Annotated in this window: 16 protein-coding genes; 5 read left to right on the top strand and 11 right to left on the bottom strand. The window is 63.1% G+C overall.

Going from position 1 to position 20,366, the window contains the following annotated elements; all coding sequences use genetic code 11:
* Nucleotides 1-19 precede the first annotated feature (19 nt).
* Both NKJ78_RS06510 and NKJ78_RS06505 read left to right on the top strand, forming a co-directional pair.
* Nucleotides 20-1,465, top strand: coding sequence for an aldehyde dehydrogenase (locus tag NKJ78_RS06510; protein WP_352459551.1), 1,446 nt, complete (start codon nucleotides 20-22; stop codon nucleotides 1,463-1,465).
* Nucleotides 1,466-1,718: 253 nt separating this feature from the next.
* A complete protein-coding gene (locus NKJ78_RS06505) occupies nucleotides 1,719-2,750 on the top strand; it encodes a hydroxyacid dehydrogenase (RefSeq protein WP_352459550.1) in 1,032 nt (343 codons plus the stop codon).
* Nucleotides 2,751-3,047: 297 nt separating this feature from the next.
* Here the strand turns inward: NKJ78_RS06505 and msuE are convergent, their stop codons facing one another.
* Complete coding sequence (gene msuE, locus NKJ78_RS06500; protein WP_352459549.1) at nucleotides 3,048-3,608, bottom strand: FMN reductase; 561 nt, start codon at nucleotides 3,606-3,608, stop codon at nucleotides 3,048-3,050.
* Between the two features lie 134 nt (nucleotides 3,609-3,742).
* Nucleotides 3,743-4,399, bottom strand: coding sequence for a glutathione S-transferase family protein (locus tag NKJ78_RS06495; protein WP_023729452.1), 657 nt, complete (start codon nucleotides 4,397-4,399; stop codon nucleotides 3,743-3,745).
* Nucleotides 4,400-4,546: 147 nt separating this feature from the next.
* Between NKJ78_RS06495 and NKJ78_RS06490 the strand changes: the two genes are divergently transcribed.
* Both NKJ78_RS06490 and NKJ78_RS06485 read left to right on the top strand, forming a co-directional pair.
* Nucleotides 4,547-5,434, top strand: a complete 888-nt coding sequence (locus NKJ78_RS06490; protein ID WP_352459584.1) for an AraC family transcriptional regulator — start codon at nucleotides 4,547-4,549, stop codon at nucleotides 5,432-5,434.
* Nucleotides 5,435-5,541: 107 nt separating this feature from the next.
* Nucleotides 5,542-7,188, top strand: a complete 1,647-nt coding sequence (locus NKJ78_RS06485) for an acetolactate synthase large subunit (RefSeq protein WP_023826427.1) — start codon at nucleotides 5,542-5,544, stop codon at nucleotides 7,186-7,188.
* A 28-nt stretch (nucleotides 7,189-7,216) separates the two neighbouring features.
* Here the strand turns inward: NKJ78_RS06485 and NKJ78_RS06480 are convergent, their stop codons facing one another.
* The 6 genes from NKJ78_RS06480 to NKJ78_RS06455 form a co-directional block, all read right to left on the bottom strand.
* A complete protein-coding gene (locus tag NKJ78_RS06480; RefSeq protein WP_031196984.1) occupies nucleotides 7,217-8,587 on the bottom strand; it encodes an alpha-glucosidase/alpha-galactosidase in 1,371 nt (456 codons plus the stop codon).
* A 21-nt stretch (nucleotides 8,588-8,608) separates the two neighbouring features.
* Nucleotides 8,609-10,276 (bottom strand): ABC transporter ATP-binding protein, encoded by a 1,668-nt coding sequence (locus tag NKJ78_RS06475; protein ID WP_023741777.1) that lies wholly within the window; start codon nucleotides 10,274-10,276, stop codon nucleotides 8,609-8,611.
* Between the two features lie 10 nt (nucleotides 10,277-10,286).
* On the bottom strand, nucleotides 10,287-11,423 hold the full coding sequence (locus tag NKJ78_RS06470) for an ABC transporter permease (protein WP_352459548.1): 1,137 nt from the start codon (nucleotides 11,421-11,423) through the stop codon (nucleotides 10,287-10,289).
* Nucleotides 11,424-12,431 carry an ABC transporter permease gene (locus NKJ78_RS06465; protein WP_023696253.1) on the bottom strand — a complete coding sequence of 336 codons (1,008 nt, stop codon included), beginning with the start codon at nucleotides 12,429-12,431 and terminating at the stop codon, nucleotides 11,424-11,426.
* A gap of 97 nt (nucleotides 12,432-12,528) precedes the next feature.
* Entirely contained in the window at nucleotides 12,529-14,622 is a 2,094-nt protein-coding gene (locus NKJ78_RS06460) for an ABC transporter substrate-binding protein (protein WP_352459547.1), read from the bottom strand.
* Between the two features lie 164 nt (nucleotides 14,623-14,786).
* On the bottom strand, nucleotides 14,787-16,253 hold the full coding sequence (locus NKJ78_RS06455) for an alpha-glucosidase/alpha-galactosidase (protein ID WP_023739501.1): 1,467 nt from the start codon (nucleotides 16,251-16,253) through the stop codon (nucleotides 14,787-14,789).
* A 246-nt stretch (nucleotides 16,254-16,499) separates the two neighbouring features.
* Between NKJ78_RS06455 and NKJ78_RS06450 the strand changes: the two genes are divergently transcribed.
* The gene (locus tag NKJ78_RS06450) at nucleotides 16,500-17,342 is read left to right on the top strand and encodes an AraC family ligand binding domain-containing protein (protein WP_084014369.1); all 843 of its coding nucleotides are present in this window, start codon (nucleotides 16,500-16,502) and stop codon (nucleotides 17,340-17,342) included.
* 2 nt (nucleotides 17,343-17,344) lie between these two features.
* On the opposite strand, the gene NKJ78_RS06445 is transcribed toward NKJ78_RS06450, so the two are convergent.
* From NKJ78_RS06445 to NKJ78_RS06435, 3 genes are read right to left on the bottom strand one after another with little or no spacing between them, the layout of a single operon-like run.
* Entirely contained in the window at nucleotides 17,345-18,412 is a 1,068-nt protein-coding gene (locus NKJ78_RS06445; RefSeq protein WP_023739504.1) for an ABC transporter ATP-binding protein, read from the bottom strand.
* 3 nt (nucleotides 18,413-18,415) lie between these two features.
* Nucleotides 18,416-19,264: a carbohydrate ABC transporter permease gene (locus NKJ78_RS06440; protein ID WP_023668128.1), complete on the bottom strand. Its 849-nt coding sequence runs from the start codon at nucleotides 19,262-19,264 to the stop codon at nucleotides 18,416-18,418.
* Entirely contained in the window at nucleotides 19,264-20,187 is a 924-nt protein-coding gene (locus NKJ78_RS06435; RefSeq protein WP_023685296.1) for a carbohydrate ABC transporter permease, read from the bottom strand. Before NKJ78_RS06435 ends, NKJ78_RS06440 begins: the two co-directional genes overlap by 1 nt.
* Nucleotides 20,188-20,366: the final 179 nt, after the last annotated feature.

Raw genomic sequence — 20,366 nt, 5'->3', positions numbered from 1 at the left:
GCGAGCGAGGGAGAGAACAATGGACATCGGACTTCTGATCGACGGCGATAAAAGGGATGCCTCCGGCTCGGCCTCTTACGAGCGCATGGACCCGTTCACCGGCAAGCTGGCGACCCGCGCTGCCGCAGCCAGTATCGCCGACGCCAATGCCGCGGTCGAAGCCGCTGCTGCCGCTTTCAAGACGTGGTCGAAGACCGGTCCGGGCGAGCGCCGCGCTTTGCTGTCCAAGGCGGCCGATGTCATGGACTCCAAGGTCGGCGAATTCACCAGATTGATGATGGAAGAAACCGGTGCGACCGGCCCCTGGGCCGGCTTCAACGTCATGCTCGCCGCCAAAATGCTGCGCGAGGCAGCCGCCATGACGACGCAGATTTCGGGCGAGGTCATTCCCTCCGACAAGCCCGGCACGCTGGCCATGGCGATCCGCCAGCCGGCCGGCGTCTGCCTCGGCATCGCGCCGTGGAATGCACCGGTCATCCTCGGAACCCGTGCCATCGCCATGCCGATCGCCTGCGGCAACACGGTTGTGCTGAAAGCCTCCGAAATGTGCCCAGGCACACACCGGCTGATCGGCCAGGTGCTGGTCGAGGCCGGCCTGCCCAAGGGCGTCATCAATGTCGTCACCAATGATCCCAAGGACGCAGCGACAATCGTCGAGGCACTGGTCGCGCACCCTGCAGTCAGGCGTGTCAACTTCACCGGCTCGACCAAGGTCGGCAGGATCATTGCCGAACACGCCGGCCGTCACTTGAAGCCGGCGCTGCTCGAACTCGGCGGCAAGGCGCCGCTGGTCGTGCTCGACGATGCCGACATTGACGCCGCGGTCAATGCGGCGACCTTCGGCGCCTACATGCATCAGGGCCAGATCTGCATGTCGACCGAGCGCCTGGTCGTCGATGAAAAGGTCGCCGACGAGTTCGTCGCCAAGCTCGCCGCCCGCGCGGCGCAGCTGCCTGCCGGTGACCCGCGCGGCCATGTCGTGCTCGGTTCGCTGATCAGCAGCCAGGCCGCCGACAAGATGGAAGAACTGGTTGCCGACGCCGTCGCCAAGGGCGCCAGGCTTGTGGCCGGCGGCAAGCGCACCGGAACCGTGGTCGAGGCGACATTGCTCGACCACGTGACGCCGGCGATGCGCGTCTATTCGGAAGAATCCTTCGGCCCGGTCAAGCCGGTGATCCGCGTCAAGGGCGAGGACGAAGCGGTATGTGTCGCCAACGATACCGAATACGGCCTGTCCTCGGCCGTGTTCAGCCGCGACATCCGCCGTGCCATGGCGGTTGCCGCGCGCATCGAAGCCGGTATCTGCCACATCAACGGCCCGACCGTCGGCGACGAGGCGCAAATGCCGTTCGGCGGCGTCAAGGGTTCAGGCTACGGCCGCTTCGGCGGCAAGGCCTCGATTGCCGAGTTCACCGACCTGCGCTGGCTGACCATCGAGGATCCGGGGCAGCACTATCCGTTTTGACTCCACCTTCTCTCACAGGGGAGAAGGAAAGGAGCCCTCAGGGCCGTTGCCTGGCGAGCCAACGGATTCCCGCATCAAAACCCGGCAAGGCTCGAGCCACGCGATCGGCGGCCCCTCCCGGAGTTGTAAATCGTTTAATCGTGGGTATTTTACCCCTCAAGCACATGCCGCCGGACGGCGGCAACCGGTTTTGGGGACTACCACAAGTGCAAAGCGAAATACGCGATACGGATCGCGCCGGGGAGGAATCGTTATGCCAAACAAGGCCCTGCCGCTGGTCATCAGCGCGCCGGAACCACGCACGCTCGACCTGATCTTCACCTCACCGCAGCTGGCGCGCCTCAAAGCGCATTACCGCGTGGTCGAGACGACGGCCGAGGGCGTGGCGAACTTGCCCGCCGACGTGCTTGCCGAAGCCCGCTATATTATCGGCCAGCCGCCGATCTCGCCCGAGACCTTGGACCAGATGCAGGCGCTGCGTTGCGTCTTCAATGTCGAGACCAACCTCATCAACAACATGCCCTATGAGACGCTGTTTGCGCGCGGCATCCATGTCGTCACCACCGGCCTCGTCTTCGCCGAGCCGGTGGCTGAGCTTGGCCTCGCCATGGCGCTCAACCTCGCCCGCAACATCGTCGATGCCGACCTCGCCTTCCGCAAAGGCGAAGAGCTGTGGGGCGGCGACGGCAATTTGACGGCGCGGCTTCTGTCCGGCGCCGATGTCGGCATCATCGGCTTCGGCGATCTCGGCCGTGCGCTCAACCGACTGCTGTCGGGTTTTCGCACCCGCACCAAGGTCTTCGATCCCTGGCTGCCGCCATCGATCCTGATCGACAGTGGCGTCGAGCCGGCCTCGCTGGACGAGGTGCTGTCGACCAGCGATTTCGTCTTCGTCGTCGCTTCGGTGACCTCAGAGAATCAGGGCTTTCTCGGTGCCAATGCTTTTGCCTCCATGCGCAAGGGCGCCGCATTCATCCTGCTCAGCCGCGCCGGAGTCGTCGACTTCCCTGCCCTGATGGCGGCGGTGGAAAGCGGCCACATCGTCGCCGCCAGCGATGTCTTCCCTGAAGAACCGCTGGCGCAGGACCATCCGGTCCGCACGATCCCCGGCTTCCTGCGCTCCGCCCACCGCGCCGGTGCGCTTGACATCGCCTTCAAGCGCATGGGCGACATGGTTCTGGAAGACATGGACCTGATCGACCGCGGCCTGCCGCCTCTGCGCTCCAAGCGCGCCGAGCGCGAGACGGTGTCAAGGATGCGTTCGAAGCCGGCGGACAGGAACTAGTTGTCGCGAGAAATCCGCCTGAGATGGATTTCGCAGTTGGCCAAAACCCCTTTGTCATCGCCGCTCAGGATGACCGGGAACCTTCCGGCATTGGCGTTTTTCAGCCCGATCGCTCCCATTCGATCCAGATCCTACTATCGATACCCCGCCAGGCGTAGCCGGCGGGGTATTGATTTTGAAAGCAATCGGGCTGTGGGAGGCCTGGCCTACTCCAAAGAGGCTCGTCACGATTCGCGTCGGTGGCGGGCCTTTTTATTCACTCCCGAGCAAAGCCGGAGGCGGTCTGCCCGCCTCGCTCTATCCGGCAGCAACGCCGGCTGCCGAGCGATTGGCCAGCACCAGCCCGACCTCGCCGACAACCTGCTCGACGCGCTTCAGGATGGGTTCGGCCCGCAGCACGCCGTTGGAAAAGTCCTTGTCCGTGGCATAGACCCCTGTCGGCAGCGTCAGCGCCTCGAAGAAGCCGAACAGCGGCCGCAGCTGGTGCTCGACGATCAACGCGTGGCGGTCGTTGCCGCCGGTGGCAAGCAGCACCATCGGCTTGCCGCGCAAGGCGGCGGGATCGAACAGATCGAAGAAGTGCTTGAACAGGCCGGTGTAGCTGCCCTTGTAGGTCGGCGACCCCACCACCATCACATCGGCATTGACGACGCTGTCGAAGATTGCCCGTGCCTGGCCGTCGAGATCGCGCGCCCATTTGGCAGCGCCGAGCGACGGGCCGAGGTCTTCGATGTCATAGGTGCTCGCCGACAGGCCATGCTGGCGCGCAATATCCCTGACAACTTGGTCGACGAAACCGCGCGTCTTGGACGGCCTGGTGAAATTGCCGGAAAACCCGACGACGGTTGGATTGGGCATATTCTGGCACCTCTTGCGCGGCGGGCAGGCCCGCTTCATACCGCATGTTTACAGGCTTGCGCCTGCAGCAAGAAGCAAATGACTGACCTTGCAGCACCATAGTGAGGAATTTTTTTTCCGTTTGCCCGCTCGTCTCAGGCCGCGAGAAGCCGGCCATAGGATTCCAGATAGAAGCCGGTTGACCTGGCGCAGGTCCGCACCGCCTCCCTGGCAGCAACCATTTCCTGCCAGCGTAGCAGGCGCTTGCATTCGGCCGGCATGGCAAAGCCCAGATATTTCTCAAGCACGCACAGCTGTTCGAACCAGGGATAGAAGGCGACGTCGGCGGCGCTGAATTCCGAGCCCAGCAAAAACCGTTCGTCCGCCCCTCGCCTCGCAAAGGCATGCTGTTCCACAAAGCGCAGGGCGTCGGCAAGCTGGGCCTTGATCCGCTCATGAACCATAGCGTCGGAACTGTGCATCATGGTTGCCGTCCTGGCGTAAAGCTGCGTGTCGGCGAAGCTGATCCAGATGCGCGCCTCAGCGCGGGCATGAGCATCCCTGGGGAAAATCGGCCGTTCGGGGAATGCATCATCGAGATATTCGCAGATGATCGCCGACTCCCTGACATATTGCCCCTGATGGCGCAGCAGCGGCACCTTTCCCGTCGGCGTGAGTTTCAGGAACCACGCCGGCTTGTTGCGCAGATCGATTTCGATTTCCGTCGCCTGCAGGCCTTTCTCGGCAAGGGCGAGCCTGACACGGTGCGCATAGGGACAAAGCTGCGCGACAAAAAGCTCGATTGGCGGCATGAATAACTCCTGAGTTTCGTTATCGCCGACAAGCGGCCTGTCGGGCATAGCTAGGTCCAGTAAGGCCGGCGCGCTATTCGACAGCGTCTGGATTGATTTATCGATCGTCTGTTTCTGGAGCGAAGCGTGGACCTCCTGGCTACCCTCATGCGCGAATTGCACTTCGCAGCCGCCGGGTACCGGCGCCTCGAACTGGCCGCGCCCTGGGCGATCTCGTTCAGCCAGGCTGGGCTTCGCGGCATTCACGTCGTCATCAAGGGGCGATGCGAGGCGGTGTTCGGTGAGGAAGATGTCGAGCCTCTCGATGCCGGCGACCTGATCATTGCACCGCGCGCCGATCCGCATGTGCTGCGGTCGCCCGGCGCGCTCAAAAGCGCGAACGTCCCCGCCGCCGAACTGGCGACCCAAACCGCAGCCGGGCGTATTCGCAGCGGCGGCGAAGGCGAAAAGACCGTCATCCTGTGCGGCGCCTTCGCCTTTCGCGACGCCGACCATCCGGCACTTGCCGGCCTGCCGCGCATCGTTCACATCCGGGGATCGAATGGCCGTCTGCCCAAATGGCTGCGTGGCTATGTCGAGGCCTTGCTGGCGGAAGCGACCGACGAAGGTCCCGGCAGCGACGTAGTAATGGCTCGCCTGTCTGGGGCCATCGTCACGCGCGCCTTGCGCTCCGGTCTGGAAAGCATGGACAATCCAGGTTGGCTGAGGGGATTGCAGGACCCCGCGATCGCCAGAGCGCTCGCCACCCTGCATGAAGCCTATGGCCACGACTGGACGATCGAGACCCTGGCACGCGCGGTCGGGCTCTCCAGGGCAACCTTTGCCGCCCGCTTTCGCGATCTCGTCGGCGAAGCGCCCATGGCTTATCTCTTCGGCTGCCGCATGCGGCAGGCCAGCCGGCTGCTGCACGAGGGCAAGAGCCTGGGCCAAGTCGCCGAGGCGGTCGGCTACAGCTCGGAAGCCGCCTTCTCCACCGCCTTCAGGCGCCACGCCGGCGTCTCGCCCGGCCAATTCAGGAAACGGAAGGATCTGTAAGGCAGAGCGATATTGGCGGCGGCCGCGCCTCGCGCTAGGGCTTGCCAGCACTATGTCTGATCATATCCCGCCGCGGTTCGCCGCCGCTTTGCCCCAGGAGATGCTTCGTGCCCAAAGGTTCTGACCTGCTTGTTGCCGCCCTCGAGAATGAGGGCGTCGATCGCATCTTCGGCATTCCCGGCGAAGAAAACCTGGACGTCGTCGAATCCATCCGCAAATCCTCGATCCAGCTCATCCTCACCCGTCATGAGCAGGCGGCGGCGTTCATGGCCGCCACCCATGGCAGGCTCACCGGCAAGCCAGGTGTGTGCATCACCACGCTGGGACCCGGCGCCCTGAACCTGACGACGGGTGCCGCCTATGCGCTGCTCGGCGCCATGCCGATGATCATGATCACCGGGCAGAAGGGCATCCGGTCGTCGCGCCAGGCCCGCTTCCAGATCGTCGACATCGTCGCCGCGATGAAGCCGCTGACCAAGCTGTCACGCCAGATCATCTCGGCGAAGACCATTCCCGCCGTGGTGCGCGAAGCGTTTCGGATTGCCGAAGAGGAGCGTCCGGGGCCGGTGCATCTGGAACTGCCCGAAGACATCGCGGCCGAGGAGTGCGACGATGTCGCGCTGATCCCGCCGCATCCGGTCGAGCTTCCGCTGGCCAGCCCGCTGGCGCTCGACCGTGCCGCCGAGATGATCATCAAGGCGCAACGGCCGCTGGCGATGCTGGGCGCCGCCGCATCGCGGCCGCGCTCGACGTCCGACCTCGCCCAGTTCGTGATCAGGACCGGCATTCCCTATTTCACCACGCAGATGGGCAAGGGCACGGTGCCTGGCGGAACCGAGCTCTACATGGGCACCGCCGCGCTGTCCGAGCGCGACTATGTGCATGAGGCCATCGAACAGGCCGACCTCATCATCACTATCGGCCACGACACGATCGAGAAGCCGCCCTTCATTATGGGCGACAAGGGACCGAAGGTGATCCATGTCGGTTACCAGCCAGCCAATGTCGAGCAGGTCTATTTCCCGCAGACCGAAGTGGTCGGCGACATCGGCGCTTCGCTCAGGCTGCTTGCCGACCGGATCGAGGGCAAGATCCCCAACGCGCAGGCGCTACTGCCGCTGCGCGAAGGGATTTTGAGCCGCATTGCCATCCGCGCCACCGAAGACCGTTTCACGCCGCAGCGCTTGGTGCACGATGTGCGCGCGGTGATGCCGGCCGATGGCATCCTGGCGCTCGACAACGGCATGTACAAGATCTGGTTTGCGCGCAATTACCGCACGCGCGTCGCCAACACTTTGCTGCTCGACAACGCCCTGGCCACGATGGGCGCCGGCCTGCCGTCGGCGATGACGGCGGCGATGCTCTATCCCGGCCGCCGCGTCATGGCGATCTGCGGGGACGGCGGCTTCATGATGAACAGCCAGGAGTTGGAAACCGCCGTCAGGCTGAAGCTCAACCTCGTCGTGCTGATCATCGAGGACAATGCTTTCGGCATGATCCGCTGGAAGCAGGCGGTCGACCAGTTCCCCGATTTCGGCATGACCTTCGGCAATCCCGATTTCGTCCGCTATGCCGAGGCCTATGGCGCCAAGGGAACCAGGGTCGGCGCCGTCTCAGAAATACAATCGACGCTTGAACAGGCCTTTGCCGGCGGTGGCGTCCATCTCGTCGTCGTTCCGATCGACTATTCGGAGAACGAGCGCGTGCTGGTCGAGGAACTGCGCCACCGGTTGCCGGCGCCACCGGAGGCCTGACGGTGGAGTAGATACCGCCGCAGCGCGCTCAGGCGGCCCGGACCTTGGCGCTCCCACGCGCCCAGGTCGGCAGCCAGTCGCCATGTGTCGCCAGCAACTCATCGACCAGCGCCCAGATCTGGTCGAGATCGAGTTCGGCGGCCGTATGCGGATCCATCATCGCCGCGTGGTAGATGTGCTCGCGGTTTTCGGTCATCAGCGCCTGCACCGTCAATTCCTGCACATTGATGTTGGTGCGTATCAACGCGGTGAGTTGCGGCGGCAGCTCGCCAATATAGGTCGGCTGGATGCCGGAGCCGTCGACCAGGCACGGCACCTCGGCGGCGCAATTGTCCGGCAGCGAGGTGATGCAGCCATTGTTGCGGACATTGCCGTAGATCACCGAAGGCTCGCCGGTCCACACCGAGTTCATGATCGAGGACGCGTATTCCTTCGATTGCTCGACCTCGATGCGGTCGGCCGAGCGATAGGCCTCGGCCTGGCCCTTCCAGCGCTCGATCTGTTCGATGCAGCGCTTGGGATATTCGTCGAGCGGAATGCCGAATTTCTCGATCAGGTCGGGGCGGCCTTCCTTGATGAAATAGGGCGTGTATTCGGCGAAATGCTCGGAGCTTTCGGTGACGAAATAGCCGAGACGCGTCAGCATCTCGTAGCGCACCTTGTTGGGGCAGCGCGGGTTCCAGCCCAGCTTCGGCGCCCTGCCCTCGCGATAGGCGCGGACAAGGTCCGGATAGAGGTTGCGGTAAGAGCCATCCGGCTGCCGGTGCTCGAACTTCAGGTAGAAGGCCATGTGGTTGATGCCGGCCGAGCGGTAGCGTATCTCCTCGTAGGGAATGTCGAGATCGTGCGCCAGTTCCATCGCTGTGCCTTGCACCGAATGGCAGAGGCCGACCTGTTTGATGTCAGGAAATTTCTCTGAAATCGCCCAGGTGTTGATCGCCATCGGGTTGACGTATTGCAGCATGATCGCGTCGGGGCAGACGGCCAGCATGTCCTCGCAGATCTTCCACAGATGCGGCACGGTCCGGAGGCCGCGCATGATGCCGCCGACGCCGAGCGTGTCGGCAATGGTCTGGCGCAGGCCGTATTTCTTCGGCACCTCGAAATCGGTGACGGTGCAGGGCTCATAGCCGCCGATCTGGAAGGCGACCACGACGAAGTCGGCGCCGGCGAGCGCCCTGCGCTGGTCGGAATAGGTCTCGGCCTTCGCCTTCACGCCCAGCGTCGCGATCAGCTTGTTGACGACGACGGCGCTCTCTTCCAGCCGCTGCGGATTGATGTCCATCAGCGCGATCGTCGCGCCTGACAGCGATGGCCGCTGCAGCACGTCGCCGACAATGTTCTTCATGAACACGGTCGAACCCGCGCCAATGAAGGTGATCCTGGGATGTCTTGCCACTATTAAACCTCCGGCACTTTGCTACGCCACGTCGAAGGCGGCCCTGACGAGCCGTTCGGTGTAGGCGGTCTTGGGATGGGTGAGGACCTCGTCGACGGGCCCCTGTTCGACGATCTTGCCGTTCTGCATGACGATGACGCGATGGCAGAGCGCGCGCACCACCTTGAGGTCGTGCGAAATGAAGAGATAACTAAGGCCGCGTTCGTCCTGCAGCTTGCGCAACAAGTCGATGATCTGCGCCTGCACCGAAAGGTCGAGCGCCGATGTCGGTTCGTCGAGCAGGATGAATTCGGGCTCCAGCGCGATGGCTCGGGCAATGGCGATGCGCTGCCGCTGGCCGCCGGAAAATTCGTGCGGGAACCGCGACAGGATATCGCCGGGCATGCCGGCGCTGACCAGGGCGTCGCGAACCCGACCGACCCGCTCGCGCCGTGTCGCGCCGATCCTGTTGACGACCAGCCCTTCCTCGATGATCTGGCCGATCGTCATACGCGGGTTGAGCGACGAGAACGGATCCTGAAAAACGACCTGCATGCGCGAGCGCAGCGGCCGCATCCCGGCGCGCGACAGGCCGTGGATCGGCTGGCCGTCGAAGCTGACCTCGCCGCGCTTGGCCTCGGTGAGCCTGAGCAAGGCGAGACCGAAGGTGGTCTTGCCGGAGCCGGATTCGCCGACCAGCCCCAGTGTCTCGTGGCGGCAAAGCTTCAGGCCGAGATCGTCGACGGCGACCAGCTCGCGCCAGTCCGGCTTCAGGAAGCTGCCATGGCGTAGCATGAAGCAGACGCGCATATCGCGGGCCTCGAGGATGGTGCCGCTGTTTTCCGGCAGCGGCTGCGGCTTGCCGTGCGGCTCTGAAGCGAGCAGCCGCTTGGTATAGGCATGCTGCGGGTCGGCGAACAGCCGCTCGGTAACGTTGTGCTCGCACATCTCGCCATGCTGCATGACATAGACATAGTCCGAGAATTTCCGCACCACGGTGAGGTCGTGGGTGATCAGGATGACCGCCATCCTGAGTTCTTTTTGCAGATTGCGGATCAAATTGAGGATCTGTGCTTGCACCGTGACATCGAGCGCCGTCGTCGGCTCGTCGGCGATCAGCACATCGGGGTCGTTGGCGAGCGCCATGGCGATCATCACGCGCTGGCGCTGCCCGCCCGACATCTGGTGCGGATACTGTTTGATGCGCGCTTCCGGCTCGGGGATCTGGACATGCCGCAAAAGCTCGAGCGCCCGCGCCCAGGCTTGCTTGCGGCTGACCTTTCGATGCACTCTGATCGCCTCGACGATCTGACTGCCAACCGTATAGATCGGGTTGAGCGAGCTCATCGGCTCCTGGAAGATCATCGAGATGCGATTGCCGCGCAACTTGCGCCGGGCGCTCTCGGGGAATTTCAGTATGTCCTGCCCGCAATAGTGGATGGTGGATTTCGGCGACACGGTGGCCCGCTTCGACAAGAGCCCCATGACAGCACGCGCCGTCACCGACTTGCCGGAACCGGACTCACCTACGATGGCGATCGTCTCGCCGCGATAAAGCTGGAACGAGACATCCTTCACAGCGTCGACGACGCCGTGCTCGACCTTGAAGGCGACCTCGATGTTGCGGGCATCGATGATGGGTTGGTCGTGGCGGCCGGCATGGTCGAGCCGGACGGCTGGTGCGAAGGTGGCTGCGAGCGCTACGGTCATCCCGGCCACCTCAATAGGGATCGACGGCATCGCGCAGGCCGTCGCCCAGCGCGTTGAAGGCAAAGACGGTGATCAGCACGAAGCCGACCGGCGACAGGATCCACGGATAGGTGCCGATGACCGAATAGGTAGCCGTGTCCTGCAGCATCAGCCCCCATGAGATCAGCGGCGGTTTCACGGCGAAGCCGAGGAAGCCGAGAAAGGCTTCGAGCAGCACCACCGTCGGGATGGCGATCGTCACGGCGACGATGACGTGGCTCATCACATTGGGAAAAATGTGCTGCATGATGATACGCATGTCGGTGGCGCCAACCGCCATGGCAGCGCGCACATAGTCGATCCGCGCCAGCGCCAGCGTCTTGCCGCGCACCTCGCGCGACATCTGCGCCCAGCCCAGCGCCGACATGACGATGATGACGAAGGCGAGGAAAACGTTGGTCGGCGCGGTCACCGGGATCAGCGTCGTCAGCGCAAGATAGAGCGGCAATTGCGGGAAGGCGAGCACCAACTCGACGAAGCGCTGCATCCAGACGTCGAAGCGGCCGCCGAAATAGCCCGAGACCATGCCGACCGTGGTGCCGATGCCGGTGATGATGAACACCACCGTCAGCGCGATCATCAGCGAGACGCGCGAGCCCTGGATGGCGCGCGACAACACATCCCGGCCGAATTTGTCGGTGCCGAGAAAATGCACCGGCTGGCCGTCGGCCGAAGCAAAGAAATGCCGGTTGGCGGGGATCAGTCCAAGCAGCCGGTAGTCGGCGCCCTTGACGAAGAAGCCGAGCAGGCGCGGATGCTCGTAATCCGGCCCGACGACCGGCTGGAAGGTGACCGGGTCGAGGTCAGCAGAATCCGCCAGCGCATAGACCCGCGGCTGGAGCACGAAATTCCCGTCTCTGTCGTGAAAACTCATCACTTGCGGCGGGGCGAAAGCGACATCGGTCACCTTGGGGTCCATCGGCGCGAAGAAATCGGCGAATAGCGCCATCAGCACCAGAAGCACGACCAGGATCAGCCCGGCCATGCCGGTCCAGGAGCGCCTCAGCCGGCGCCAGACCAGCGCCATATAGCTCTCATTGCCGCGTGGGGTCGCAATCGCGGTTGCTTCAGCCGGGGGCGGCGGCGGGGATGGGTCACGCGCCAGCATCTAGCTCTCCCTGAACTGGCGTACGCGCGGATCGAGCAGCGCGAGCAGCATGTCGGCGATGATGTTGCCGACGATCAGCGTTGCCGACAGCACCATCATGAAGGTCGCCGTGACATAAACGTCGCCGACCGCCATCGAGCCGACAATGGCCGGCCCGACCGTCGGCAGCGCAAAGATGATCGCCGTCTCGATCTCGCCGGTCAGCATGTAGGGCAGCACCACGCCCTGATACATGATGAGCGGGTGCAGTGCGTTGGGCACGGCATGGCGCATGACGACGGCGCTGCCGGTCAGGCCCTTGGCCTTGGCCGTCTCGACATATTGCGCGTTCAGCGTATCGAGCAGATTGCCGCGCATGACGCGCATATTGTAGGCGAGCCCGCCGAAGGTGGCGATCGCCACCACCGGCCAGACATGCTTGACGAGGTCGGCGAATTTCGCCCACGACCACGGCGCGCCGCCATATTGCGGCGAGAAGAAGCTGCCGATCTCCGACACGTTGAACTGGAAGACCAGGAGATAGACGATGATCAGCGCCATCAGGAAGCGCGGCACCGTCATGCCGAGGAAGGAGATGGCCGACAGCGCCGAGTCGATCCATGTGTATTGCCTGGTCGCCGCCCAGATGCCGAAGGTGATGCCGAGCACCGACGCCAGCAGATGGCAGACCAGTGCCAGCAGCAGCGTGCGCGGCAGCCGCTCGCCGACCACGGCGGCGACCGGCTTGTTGTAATAGAGGCTGTAGCCGAAATCGCCGCGGGTGATGATGCCGGCGACCCAGTTCAGGTACTGGACGGGCAGCGGTTTATCGAGGCCGTGCTCGACCCGATAGGCTTGCGCCTGCGCGTCGGCTTCGGCAAAAGACGCCCCGCCCTGGTTGATGAGCTGCGAGCGGATATAGTCGGCATAGTCGCCCGGCGGCGCCTGGATGATGGCAAAGGTGACCAGGCTCAGGATGACCATGACCGGGACCGCCGATGCTATGCGCATGGCCAGGAATCGCAGCATCGGACCGTTTCTCCTCCTTGGATCTAATCTGTTGCCGCTGACCTTACTCCGTCCCGGCCCCCCGCAGCGCGGCCGGGCGTCAGCCAGGGGAGGAAACTCAGTTCGTCGGACCCTTGTCGCCGGGCTTGCCGGGAAGCTGGTCGGGAAAGAGTTCGTATTTCTGCTGCTTGTCGGCGGCGACGAAGACGCGTTCGCGCACGATCGAATCCTCGGCCCAGTTGAACATGAAGATCGGCGTTCCCTGCGGGATGTTGGAGAAGCGCTTGTTGATGATCAGGGCGCCGGGATATTCGGTCAGTCCGATATTGTAGACATGCTCCGTCGAGATCTTCTGGAACGTCTTCATCAGGCTGGCGCGCTCGTCATTGTCTGACGAGGAGACGAACTTGTTGACGATGTCGACAAGCTCCTTTTCGAACGGCATCAGGTCGACCACGCCGCTTTCGGGCGCGCGGTGATCCCAGCTGGTCTTGGGTCCGACGGGCGCGAGTTGCACGGTATTCTGCACGACGGAAGTCAGCTCCTGCTCGTTGCGCCTGATCAGCCAGTCGAAGCGGCCGGAATATTGCGAGGCATCACGCTGGGTGCCGTTGAGGCCGTTGAGCACGACCCTGATGCCAAGCTTTTCCATCTGGCCGACGACGCCTTCGGCGAGGCTCTTGTCGGTGCCGTAGTCATTGTTGACCAGCATCACGATCTCGACATTCTTGCCGCCGGCGGTCCCGGCCGGGAAGTTCACGAAGCCGTCGCCATCCGTATCCTTGAGACCAGCCTTGGCCAGTTCCGCCTTGGCGCCCTCGATGTCGAAGGGATAGTAGACGGTCGAGTTGCGGTCATAGAAGCTGGTGCCCGAGGAAAAGCCACCGGGGTAGATGGCGGTGAACGGCCCCTTGACCAGCGAGTCGCCGAGCGCCTTGCGGTCGAGCGCCATGGTGATGCCCTTGCGGAAGTCCTCATTGCGGTTGAGCTCGCGGATCGCCTGGCCGCGTTCGTCGGGATTGCCCCAGCCATTGGCTGAAAAGTTCATGCGCAGATTGTAGCCGATCAGGCGCGGGCCAAAGGCGAGCCGGGCCGGCGCGTCCTTGTCCGCCGCTCGCTTCAGCGAAGCGACGAAATTCTCCGGCTGCTCGAGGTTGGAGAAGTCGGCGGCCCCTGCCACCGCCTGCACGTCGCGGTCGGCCCAGGTCGACAGCTTGTAGTGCAGTTCGTTGAGATAGGGCAGCTGGTTGCCCTTCTCGTCGACCTTCCAGTAGTAGGGATTGCGGCGCAAGACGATGATGTCGTCGGGCCTATACTCCACCGGCACCCAGGCGCCCATCACCGGAATGTTCATATATTCCGGCGGGAACGCGTTCTTGAACTGCTCGTAGGTATTCTTCGAGTACTTCGGATGCTGCGGCTTGAGGATATGCGCTGGGCCGGGGCAGAAGGTGCCGTAGGCCATGGCGTAGAGATACTGTTTGGGGAAAGCGTCCTTGAAGGTCCACTCGACGGTGTAGTCGTCGACCTTCTTCAGCGTCGTGCCGACACCGAAGGTTTCCGCTGTGGCGCCGTTCAACGGCGAGACATTGGGGTCGACGACCTCATCGTCCCAGTAGAACATGACATCGTCGGCATTGAAGGCAACGCCGTCAGACCATTTGGCGCCTTCGACCAGGTGCATGGTCAGCGTGTGGCCATCCTTCGACCAGTCCCAGCTCCTGGCGAGGTTGGGCAGCGGCTCGGTGTCCTTGGCCTCGACCTGGAACAAAGGCGCGGTGCGCGTCAGGCATTCCGAAAGGCCGATGTCGATGCCGCCCCATCCTTGGGTCTGGCCGGCGCCATAATTCCAGCCTTCCGGCCGGCCGCCAATGACGTGGCGCATGGTGTCGCCATAAACGCCGATGCCGTCCGGCATGTTGCCGGTCTTGAACACCAGCGGCTCCTTCGGCAGGCGATCCTTGACCGGCGGCAGCTTGCCCGTCTTGACGTATTTCTCGGTGACCCAGTCGGGCTCGTGATATTCGGGCAGCGCCTTGAACTCCAGGATGGAATCGCGGGCGACGTATTTGATCTTGCCCTCGGCGGGAAACGCCGCCGGCGCCGGCGGCGTGGTCGGCTCGGACGCGTATGCACTGCCAAGCGCCGATGCCGAGACGCTCAGCGCCAGCCCGGCGAGAATGCCAATTCTTCGCCCGGCGAGAATCCCCATTCTTCGCCCGGCGAGAATTCCAATTCTTCGACCGGCGAGAATGCCAATTCCACGAAAGTTCCTCATTGTGTTCCTCCCAGATGTTTCGACGTCTGCTGCTGCCCGCATCTATTCATGATGGCTGATTGGCGAACCGGCCTCCCGCTGTCCGCCTGCCAGCATTCTCAGCCGGCCTGTTTCAGGGCCGTTTTTTCGGCGCGCAGTTCCTCGATCGAGCGCACTTTGCGCCGCGCCGCACCCGCCCAGTCGCGGGTTTTCACCATCGATTTCGAAAGCCGCTCCATGGCGGCCGGCGCGGCATCGGCGTATTGCGGCAGCCAACGCGCCTGGGCGACGACCATCTCGTCGACCATCTGCCAGACCTCTTCCGGCGTCGACACCGCACCCACCAGCGGATCGTGCAGCACCGCGAGCTTGAGCAGGTCAATGTCGCCCGTAACAGCCGCATGCACCGACATGCGCTGGACGTTGATCGAAGCCATGCAGGTGGCCGCGCAGGCTTCCGGCAGCGTGATGCCTGACGCCATGTTGATGCCGAAGCGATCGACGAAGCCGGGCGATTCGATGATCGCGTCCTGCGGCAGATTGGTGATGATGCCGGTGTTCTTGACGTTGAAGTGGCCGCGATAGACGCGGTTCGTCTCCAGCGCTTCGAGAATATGGCTGGCATGTTCGTTCGAGCGCTTCGATACGTCGAGCGGCTTCGACGCCGCTTCGAGGAATTGCGGATATTCCGTCTCGAACCAGTTGCGGGTTTCCGTTGAGTAGCGAAGATAGCCGCCGGTCTCGCCATGGATCCAATCGGACATGTCGATCCAGCGGGTGATTTCGTCCGGCCGCTTGCGATACCAGGGCAGATATTCGGAGAGATGACCGTTGCTTTCGGTGGAGTAGACGCCGAAGCGCTTCAGCACGTCGATGCGCAGCTTTTCCTGCTGCGAATAGACCGGATGCGCCTCGAAGGCAGCCACCAGTTCGTCCTTGCCGATCTTGCGGCCGTTGAGCCGCAAATCGATGAACCAGGTCTGGTGGTTGATACCGGAGCAGACATAATCGAGTTCGCTGTGCGACTTGGCGCCGAGCACTTCGGCGATCTGTTCGGCGCCGTGCTGGACACCGTGGCAGAGGCCGACCGTATCGACCTTGCCATATTCGATCGCCGCCCAGGTGTTCATCGCCATCGGGTTGGCATAGTTGAGGAATTTGGCGCCTGGCTCGGCGACCTCCAATATATCCTTGCAGAAGTCGAGGATGACCGGGATGTTGCGCTGGCCGTAGAGGATGCCCCCGGCGCAAATCGTGTCACCGACGCACTGGTCGATGCCGTATTTCAAGGGAATGCGGATATCGTCGGCATAGGCTTCGAGCCCGCCCACCCGCACGCAGCTGATGACGTAGCGCGCGCCTTCCAGCGCCTTGCGGCGGTCGGTCGTCGCCGTCACCCTGGTCGGCAGCTTGTTGGCCTCGACGATGCGGTCGAGGATCGCCTTGATCATTTGCAGATTGTGTTCGCTGAGATCGGTCAGCGCGAATTCGATGTCGCTGAATTCCGGGACGCACAAAATATCGGTGAACAGCTTCTTGGTGAAGCCGACGCTGCCGGCGCCGATAATAGCGATTTTGAAACTCATTACCTCACCTCGATGCATTCGAATGCCGGGTAAGGAGCAACAGGAAAGGGAATGGCGGCTCGCCTCGGCGCGCATGCCATTCGAGCCGGAATTCCGGCTCGTTCTCCTCCCCGCCCGCTCCTCGACCGCGGGTCTTTCGCGTTCTCAGGATTTGGATTATGCCGTTATTCCAAGGCGCGGCCAGAGAACGATTATGCTTTCGAGGGTAATTTTGTGCTGCATGATCTGATCGCCAACGGACAGTTGATGCGAACCATCTCGCTGCCGCGCGGCCGCCAGCGCCTGCATGCCATGCCAACCAGCACCGGCTATGAAGTACGCGAGGGCGTGACCTATGACTGGGATGGGCGCAAGCGCGGCCAGACACCGTTCACCGTGCTGCAGCACACGATCAGCGGCACCGGCCAGCTGCGCTACGAGAACCGCAACTACCGCCTGCAGGCCAACGACACGCTGCTGGTGCTGGTGCCACACAACCATCGCTACTGGCTGGAGAAGGGCGACCGCTGGGAATATTTCTGGATCTCGATGAATGGCGAGGAGGCGCTGCGCGTCCACAAATCCATACTCAGCGTCTCCGGCCCGGTGTTTCGGCTGCAGCCGGAGACGATCGATCATCTCGCCGATTGCAGCCTGCGCCTGATCAAGGCCGGCGCTTCGCCGGGCGCTGCTTCGGCAATCGCCTATGAGGCGGCGATGGCGCTTTACGACGATGTCTTCGGCTCGCACGCCTTCACTGAGAAACAGAGCGTCATGCAGCCGGTCATCGATCATATCAACGCCAATCTCGATAAGCCCTTGCCCGTGGCCGAGCTCGTCCAGATCAGCGGCCTCAGCCGCGCCCATTTCTCGCGCTGCTTCGCCGAGAGCGAAGGCGTTCCGCCGGCCGAGTTCGTGCTGCAGCAGCGGCTGCAGCGGGCGGCGAAGCTGCTAACCAAAGCCGATTTCCTGCCGGTCAAGGAGGTCGCCATCCTGTGCGGCTTCGAGGACGCCAACTATTTCTCGAAAGTCTTCCGCCGGCTCTACGGCATCAACCCGACGCAGTTCCGCACCACCGGCATGTATGCCAGCCTGGGCAGCCTTCGATAGGATTACCCGATGCGGTTGCCGCTTGCGGGATCGAACAGATGCAGCGCCGCCGGATCGGCAGACAGCCGCACCTTATCGCCAGGCCGGATAGTGCTGCGTCCCATGACGAAGACACAAACCAGCTGGTTGGCGAGCCGGACATAGAACTGCGTCGACAGGCCGAGCGGCTCGACCACCTCGACCTCTGCCCTGAGCGGACCATCGTCGGCAAGCTGGATGTGCTCCGGCCGTAGCCCGACGGTGAGCACATCGCCATCCTTCAATGGCAAGCCATCAGGCAATCTCAGCTTCTGGCCGTCGGCCAGCACCGCGTCCACCTTGCCGCCCTTGGCCACTGTCGCCGGAAAAAAGTTCATGCCGGGCGAGCCGATGAAGCCGGCGACGAAGGTGTTGATCGGCCGATCGTAGAGTTCGAGCGGATGGCCGACCTGCTGGACGTAACCGTCATGCATGACGACGATGCGGTCGGCCATAGTCATGGCTTCGATCTGGTCGTGGGTGACATAGACCGATGTGGTCTTGAGCTGCTGGTGCAGCGCCTTGATCTCGGCGCGCATATGCACGCGCAATTTGGCGTCGAGATTGCTGAGCGGTTCGTCGAACAGGAACACTTTGGGATCACGCACGATGGCCCGGCCCATGGCGACGCGCTGGCGTTGGCCGCCGGACAGTTGCCTGGGCAGACGGCCGAGAAAATTGTCGAGGCCGAGCCGCTTTGCTGCCGCCCCTACCCTGCCGTCGATCCTCGTCTTCTCCGCCTTCTTCAACAGCAGGCTGAAGCCCATATTCGACGACACATCCATGTGCGGATAGAGCGCGTAGGACTGGAACACCATGGCAATATCGCGGTCCTTCGGCGCGACATCGTTGACCAGCCGATCGCCGATATGGATCTCGCCGCCCGACACCTCCTCCAGCCCGGCAATCATGCGCAAAAGGGTCGACTTGCCACAGCCGGACGGGCCGACCAGCACGACGAACTCGCCATCGGCGATCTCGAGGTCGACGCCGTGCAGGATGCGCAGCGAACCGTAGTCCTTCTCGACGTTTTGCAGCGTGACGGAAGCCATCGATTATCCTTTGACCGCGCCGGCGGTAAGGCCGGTGACGAGATAGCGTTGCAGGAAGGCGAAGAAGATGCAGACCGGGATCAGCGCCAGGATCGACGCCGCCATCATCTGCCCCCAGTCGACGGCGAACTTGCCGATATAGGTGAGCAGGCCGACGGCAAACGTCTTCTGGTCGTCGCTGGAAATGAGCATCAGCGCGAACAGCAATTCGCTCCAGGCGGCGGTGAAGACGAAGCCGAGCGTGGCGCCCATGCCGGGCAAGGTCAGCGGCACGATCACCTTGCGCATCGCCTGCGCCCGCGTGCAGCCGTCGATCATCGCCGCTTCCTCCAGATCCTTCGGAATGCCGTCGAAGAAGGACTGCATCAGAAAGGTGGCGAAGGCGGTGTTGAAGGCGGTGTAGATGATGATCAGACCAACCAGACTGTTGGTCAGGCCAAGCTCGCCCATGACGCGGTAAATCGGCGGAATGACCATCACCAGCGGGAAGGTTTGCGTCAGCAAAAGCATGATCGCCAGCGTTGCCTTGCCGCGAAAGGTGAAGCGCGACATGGCGTAGCCGGCGAGCGTGGCGATGACTGTCACCAGGGCCGCCGTCGACACTGAGACGATAACGCTGTTGAGGAAATAGCGGGGGAAGTCAGAGGCTTCCAGGACAGTGATGAAGTTGCGGAAGGTGGTCTGCGACGGCCACAGCGTGATGCCCTCGGAATAGAGCAGCCGCTCCGGCGTTACCGAAATCTTCAGCGTCCAGAAGATCGGAAACAGCGCAAAGATCATATAGGCGGCAATCGCCGCGTAGAGGCCGATGCCGCTGAAGATGCGCGAGGAGGTGGAGCGTCCGGCAATCATCAGACGTGCCTCACCAGCAAGCGGCGGATGGCGATCAGCGCGATCGCATAGGCGATGAGCAGTACCAGTAGCAGCACCGCCACCGCGGAGGCATAGCCCTTGTCCAGCGACTTGAAGGCGCTGACATAGATGTAGACCGGCACCGTGCTGGTCGAGCCGGCCGGCCCGCCCTCGGTCATGACGAAGATCAGATCGGCGAAGGTCGCGATCCAGATCGTACGCAGCATGACGGTGATGACGATGGTCGGCGCCAGGAACGGCAGCGTCACCTTGGTGAAGCGCTGCCAAGGCGAAGCGCCGTCGATTGCGGCCGCCTCATGCAGTTCCGACGGGATCGACTTCAGCGCCGCCAGCAGCGTGATGGCGAAGAACGGAATGCCGAACCAGATGTTGGCGATGATCGGCCCCCACATGGCGGTCGCCGGATCGGACAGCACATTGGTCGGCTCGGCCTTCAGCCCGAGCGTGAAGAGCCAATGCGGCAGTGGTCCGATGATCGGATTGAACAGCCACGCCCAGGTCAGGCCCGACAGGAAAGATGGCACCGCCCAGGGCAGGAACACCACCGCCTGCACGAACTTGCGCCCGACAAACGGTTTGTCGAGCAGCAACGCCAGACCCAGGCCGAGGAAGAACTGGAAGAACAGGCTGGCGACGGTCCACCACAGCGTGTTGACCAGCGCCTGCCCCAGCACCTGGTCGGTCAGCATCGCCTGATACTGGCCTAGACCGACATATTCGGATTTGAAGGCGGAGAACTTCCGGAACGAATAGCTAATGCCGATGATCAGCGGCACCAGCAGCACCACGACCAGCAGAACGATCGCCGGGCTGAGATAAAGCCAGGGCTCGATTGCTGCATGCGTCAGCCGCTTCTTTCGCGGCCGGCCGGCGGATCGTATTTCGGACACGGCATAAGTCATTAGCGCTCAACAATCATGGGTGGGTGCCGACAGCAGCAACAGCACCCTTCTCCCCGTTCACGGGGAGAAGATGCCGGCAGGCAGATGAGGGGCGGCGCCAGCCTTGGGGTGCTCGCGCTGCCCCTCATCCGGGCCTGTCTGTGCATGTCGTTGTCCCAAAACCGCTACGCACTTTTGGG

The sequence above is a fragment of the Mesorhizobium sp. M0037 genome (assembly GCF_040323635.1).
In the GTDB taxonomy this organism is placed as follows: Bacteria; Pseudomonadota; Alphaproteobacteria; order Rhizobiales; family Rhizobiaceae; genus Mesorhizobium.
This window is presented reverse-complemented; position numbering and strand designations above follow the sequence as displayed.

Bases quoted from the DNA above. Each gene is read 5' to 3' on its own strand.
- NKJ78_RS06450 (WP_084014369.1), top strand. From the start codon at position 16,500: ATGCGAACCATCTCGCTGCCGCGCGGCCGCCAGCGCCTGCATGCCATG.
- NKJ78_RS06435 (WP_023685296.1), bottom strand. From the start codon at position 20,187: ATGACTTATGCCGTGTCCGAAATACGATCCGCCGGCCGGCCGCGAAAG.
- NKJ78_RS06465 (WP_023696253.1), bottom strand. From the start codon at position 12,431: ATGCTGCGATTCCTGGCCATGCGCATAGCATCGGCGGTCCCGGTCATG.
- NKJ78_RS06445 (WP_023739504.1), bottom strand. From the start codon at position 18,412: ATGGCTTCCGTCACGCTGCAAAACGTCGAGAAGGACTACGGTTCGCTG.
- NKJ78_RS06440 (WP_023668128.1), bottom strand. From the start codon at position 19,264: ATGATTGCCGGACGCTCCACCTCCTCGCGCATCTTCAGCGGCATCGGC.
- NKJ78_RS06475 (WP_023741777.1), bottom strand. From the start codon at position 10,276: ATGACCGTAGCGCTCGCAGCCACCTTCGCACCAGCCGTCCGGCTCGAC.
- NKJ78_RS06495 (WP_023729452.1), bottom strand. From the start codon at position 4,399: ATGCCGCCAATCGAGCTTTTTGTCGCGCAGCTTTGTCCCTATGCGCAC.
- NKJ78_RS06460 (WP_352459547.1), bottom strand. From the start codon at position 14,622: ATGGGGATTCTCGCCGGGCGAAGAATTGGCATTCTCGCCGGGCTGGCG.
- NKJ78_RS06505 (WP_352459550.1), top strand. From the start codon at position 1,719: ATGCCAAACAAGGCCCTGCCGCTGGTCATCAGCGCGCCGGAACCACGC.
- NKJ78_RS06490 (WP_352459584.1), top strand. From the start codon at position 4,547: ATGCGCGAATTGCACTTCGCAGCCGCCGGGTACCGGCGCCTCGAACTG.
- NKJ78_RS06455 (WP_023739501.1), bottom strand. From the start codon at position 16,253: ATGAGTTTCAAAATCGCTATTATCGGCGCCGGCAGCGTCGGCTTCACC.
- msuE (WP_352459549.1), bottom strand. From the start codon at position 3,608: ATGCCCAATCCAACCGTCGTCGGGTTTTCCGGCAATTTCACCAGGCCG.
- NKJ78_RS06470 (WP_352459548.1), bottom strand. From the start codon at position 11,423: ATGCTGGCGCGTGACCCATCCCCGCCGCCGCCCCCGGCTGAAGCAACC.
- NKJ78_RS06510 (WP_352459551.1), top strand. From the start codon at position 20: ATGGACATCGGACTTCTGATCGACGGCGATAAAAGGGATGCCTCCGGC.